We start from the raw sequence: 4,301 nt of genomic DNA on the forward strand, positions 1-4,301 counted from the left end.
GCAAAACGGAGAATAAATAATCAGTTTTTAATAACTGGATACTGATCACTGAACATCTAAATCAAGTTAAAATATCCGCTCCTAACATCCGTTGATATTTAGCTTCTAAAGCTTGTTTCAAATTGGGCAAAGTGATTAAATGGGGATCATCTAACATAATTTTTTCGGCGGCATCTCTTGCCAAAACTAACACCTCTTGATCCTCGACTAAACTAGCGAGGGCAAAATCTGGTAAACCCGATTGTCGTTGTCCTAAAACTTCCCCCGGACCGCGAAATCGCATATCCATTTCCGAGATAAAAAAGCCGTCTTGGGATTGTTCCAAAACCGTCAATCTTTGACGGGAATTAGCACTATTACTGCCACTTAAAAGTAAACAATAGGATTGATGGGAACCTCTGCCCACGCGCCCCCGTAATTGATGCAATTGTGAAAGGCCAAAACGTTCGGCATTTTCAATTAACATCACCGTGGCATTGGGAACATCCACCCCCACTTCGATAACCGTAGTTGAGACAATAATTTGCAGAATATTATCGCGAAAAGCTGTTAAGATTTCCTCTTTTTCGGCGGAACTCATGCGACCATGGAGTAAACCGATATTAAAATTGGGAAAAATCTTTTCTGATAAATTTTGATATTCTTCCACCGCAGCCCTAACATCTAATTTTTCCGATTCTTCAATCAAGGGAAAAATCACATAAGCTTGTCTGCCTTGGGCAATTTCACGCCGAATTAAATCATAGGCAGCCCTTCTTTGATTTCCATTTAAAGCAGTGGTTTGAATCGGTTGTCTGCCGGGGGGTAATTCGTCAATTTGACTCACATCCAAATCCCCATGCAGGGTTAAAGCTAAAGTACGGGGAATCGGTGTTGCTGTCATGGTTAAAACGTGGGGAGACTCTCCTTTGCTTAATAATCTTGCCCTTTGTTGTACCCCAAAGCGATGCTGTTCATCAATAACAACTAAACCTAATTTGCGGAAATTAACTGCATCTTGAATTAGGGCATGAGTTCCCACTAAAAGTGGTAATTCTCCTGTCTCTAATTGGGCGTGAATTTCTCGCCGTTTAGCAGTTTTTGTGGAACCAGTTAATAATTCTACGGGTAAATGTAAGAGATTAAACCAGCTAACTAACTTACGATAATGTTGTTCTGCTAAAACTTCCGTGGGAGCCATTAATGCCGCTTGATAACCGGATTGTAGGGCTGCTAAAATAGCATAAACTCCGACAATTGTTTTGCCAGAACCCACATCCCCCTGCACAAGACGATTCATCGGGGTGCTAGAATCTAAATCCTCTAAAATTTCTTCAATAACTCGTTTTTGAGCATTAGTTAATTGAAAGGGAATTATCTGATTAAATCGATCAATTAATTGACCCTTAGCACTAAAAACAGCACTTTTCTGTGTCTGACGATACTGTTGCCGCCGCCGCAGAAACCCCAATTGTAAAAAGAAGAATTCATCAAAGACTAATCGCCGTCGCGCTTGACTTAGAATCTCGGCATTATTGGGGAAATGAATGTTAGTAATTGCTGTTTTTAAATCGATTAATCCGTATTGTTTTCTTAGACCGAAAGGTAGGGGGTCTTTTATCGCCTCTACTGCCCCAAAAGCGGCGATTACAGTCTTCCTAATTAGGTCGGCGGGTACTCCATCGGTGAGGGGATAAACCGGCAGAATACGCCCGATTTTTAAGGACTCAATACTTGCCCCAGAACTGTCTAATAGTTCAAATTCAGGATTTTCTAAAGTTAACCCATATTTACCCGCTTTGACTAAACCACTAACCGCCACCACCGAACCCACCAGATAGAGTTTTTTTTGTCCTTCTTGCCAAGCACGATTAGTATAGCGAGTTCCCGCATAAAAACGGTTTAATTTTATCTGTCCACTGCGATCCTGTAAGAGCAATTCAAAGATAGCTAACTTGGTATTTTTGGGGCTAGTAAAACAATTACAGCGCTTGACATTCCCCACTAAAGTTACCGTTTCCCCCTCGGTTAAATTAGCGATATTGACTTGACGACTGTAATCAATATGATCCCGGGGATAATAATATAATAAATCTTCAACTTTGTGGAGGTTTAATTTTTCTAAAAGACCAGCTTTTCTCTCTCCCACTTCCGCTAGATATTTCAAGGGTTGTTCGAGGGTAACTTGCCGTGGAGAAATAGCCTTTGCCGTGATGGGAGTGGTATTAATAATTTTCGCCGCAGCTGGTTCTTTTGGGGTGGGGGTTGCTTCTAAAGTTTGCCGTAATTGTTGTAAAAAATTGCGAGTTTCGGTGACTAATTGTTGTCTTTGTCTGGGATTAAACTGGGAATATTGGGCAAATTTTTGGGCTAATTCTCGCCAGCGATTTCTCTCACTGGTGGAAATTCCCACGGGAGGATTATCCCCGAAACTAAGACAGAAAAACTCGCTAAAACGGTACTGATTTCCCTGAAGATCGGGATAACCTTTTTCCGCTTCTACAGATAAGGCTTTTTGTAATCTCACCCAGTCGGGTATTTCCCCTTTCATAATTGCCTCTTGATTCCAAATTTCCCAGTATTATGCTTCCCTGATACCCCTGTTTGATGATAACTGATTAATCGTACCAACTACTGCGCCATGCCGCTTCCGCTTGAGCGATAGTATATTCTTTGCGAATACGATGATATTGTTCCCCTAGACGATTTAATTGTTCCCAAAGGGAGCGAATTTGATTTCTTTCGACACTTAAGCGCGTATCAGCAAATTCAAGTTCAGCCATTCGTAGATGAATCGCCGTTACTTTAGTGACTTTGCCACTTGAAAAATCATGATCATCCCCATCATCTTCATCTTCATCTTTTTCTTCCTCTGGTTCAGGGTTTTTAGCTTCCACTAGAATGTTTAACATATTATTTCCTCCACCTAGAAATTGTCCTTCTTCTCCCGCTTGAATTGCCATATCGAGAATTTGACTGGGTAGATGAGGGGGAAGAATATAAGCTTTTTGTAGTTGCTGATTAATTTGTTTAGAGAGATGATTGAGAATCTCGATACAGTTTTTTTCCAGCACTCGACAACAATAAAGTAAAATATCGGGGTTATTAATCTCTCCAGTTGCGGCTAGATTTTCCCGTTTGTCTAGAAAAAGTTTCAAGAAATCGGGGGTGTTAACTGTCTCTGCTGGACTTTTAGAGAATCCTACCCCTGAAAATGCCCCTCGATCGAAGCTCTGCTCGCCCAATTGCTGTAAACTGGCTTTAGCCTCTTGTCCTAGAGCTTTGATCTCCTCTTGTAGTTTCTGACGATTGCTGTGGGAGAGGGACAGAAATTCCCCCCCATAGTAACGGGTACAGATATAATACACTGCCCCGATCGCCTGTTTATAGAGAGATTCACCGAGTAAATCAAGATAAATTCGGTATTTTTCTCGCATTCTTTCGGCTAAATTTGCCACTTCCGTTTCTATGTTCTTTAAATCTTGTTGTAGCTTGTTCAGTCTTCCAGTCATAGAAATTTTACCGAGGGAGAAGTTAGCGATCGGCGAATTCTATTATAGCGACTCACTGTCAGCTATAGCGCCCTGACCAGGGGGAGATGTTCCGACTCGATCGATTGTCAGTTATTTTAGCTATTAGCTTTTCCCGGATCGGCTTTTAGCATTGGTTTTGGCAAAGATAACTGCTATAATCAGGCTAATTAGTAGTAAAACTCTCTATCTCTATATTTTTGCATAGTTTACACCACAAGTCCGGGCATGAAAACCGACAGTATTTTTTATGATCTTTTTCAATTTTATCCGTCAATTTTCTTTGAATTAATCAATCTTTCCCCCAGAGAAGCAGAGAATTACCGCTTTGATTCCGTCGAAATCAAGCAACTAGCTTTTCGTATTGATGGCGTATTTTTGCCCAATATTACCGATCCTAGCATTCCTATTTATTTCTGCGAGGTGCAATTTCAAGATGATCAGAATTTTTATGGCCGTTTCTTTGCTGAAATCTTCCTATATCTCAGTAAAACTGCTTTTAACAATGATTGGCGCGGGGTGGTCATTTATCCCCATCGTCGGGTAGAATCAGATCAGGTTGTACGTTATCAAGACTTATTGACATCTGGGAGAGTGACGCGAATCTATTTAGATGAACTAGATGATATTAATCAAGATTCCCTGGGTATTGCCACCATAAAATTAATTATTGCTAAAGAAAATCAAGCATTGGCAACAGCCAAACAACTTATTGAACGAGTGCGAACTGAATTTACCCAACCGCAAAACCTCCTACAATTAATAGAAACGATCCTTATCTATAAATTACCA

At 40.6% G+C, this 4,301-nt stretch carries 3 protein-coding genes; 1 reads left to right on the forward strand and 2 read right to left on the reverse strand.

Translation table 11 applies throughout. From position 1 onward, the window contains the following. Positions 1–61: 61 nt before the first annotated feature. Complete coding sequence (recG, locus tag PX636_RS06165; RefSeq protein ID WP_288116507.1) at positions 62–2,530, reverse strand: ATP-dependent DNA helicase RecG; 2,469 nt, start codon at positions 2,528–2,530, stop codon at positions 62–64. Positions 2,531–2,597: 67 nt separating this feature from the next. Further along, positions 2,598–3,491 (reverse strand): hypothetical protein, encoded by an 894-nt coding sequence (locus tag PX636_RS06170; RefSeq protein WP_002796467.1) that lies wholly within the window; start codon positions 3,489–3,491, stop codon positions 2,598–2,600. Positions 3,492–3,737: 246 nt separating this feature from the next. Here PX636_RS06170 and PX636_RS06175 point away from each other — a divergent pair. Continuing rightward, on the forward strand, positions 3,738–4,301 hold a 564-nt coding region (locus tag PX636_RS06175; RefSeq protein WP_288116508.1), incomplete at its 3' end, for an Rpn family recombination-promoting nuclease/putative transposase.

Origin of the sequence: Microcystis sp. M53598_WE2, from assembly GCF_030067735.1 — a bacterium.
Lineage (GTDB): Bacteria > Cyanobacteriota > Cyanobacteriia > Cyanobacteriales > Microcystaceae > Microcystis > Microcystis aeruginosa.